The organism is Algoriphagus sp. SE2, from assembly GCF_039563885.1.
GTDB lineage: Bacteria > Bacteroidota > Bacteroidia > Cytophagales > Cyclobacteriaceae > Algoriphagus.
Genome location: NZ_JBCLWJ010000078.1, coordinates 1 through 412, shown reverse-complemented (window position 1 = coordinate 412; position 412 = coordinate 1). Strand labels below are relative to the sequence as shown.

Below are 412 nucleotides of genomic sequence, written 5' to 3'. Positions count from 1 at the left end.
GTTCAAAATTACCCGGCCGATATCAGAAGCCACCACATTGACCTTTGGTAAATCGGGATCAAGCTCCAATTTGAAGTCGGCATTAAAGTCCTTGTCTTTGGCGCGCAATCCATGATAGGAAAGCCGTACAAACTCATCCACCAGAGCATTCAAATCAGTAGGAGCTTTTTCTCCTTTATTGGCTCGGCTATGTTCCAGCATCCCCTTGACGATGGCATCTGCCCGTTTTCCGTGGAGAGAAATTTTCTCTAAGTTTTGTTTGAGATCATCAGCAACGGCAAATCCTTCTTCAATATCTCCTTTTTTAAATTCGTCTTTCATCTCATCGATGAGCTCATTACTCACTTCGCTAAAGTTGTTGACGAAGTTCAATGGGTTTTGAATTTCATGAGCGATACCTGCGGTAAGCTCT

The 412-nt window shown here is 43.2% G+C and carries 1 protein-coding gene; it reads right to left on the bottom strand.

The features are described from left to right. The coding region (locus AAGF08_RS20490) for a histidine kinase dimerization/phospho-acceptor domain-containing protein (RefSeq protein WP_343513323.1) at window positions 1-412 on the bottom strand (412 nt) is incomplete at both ends.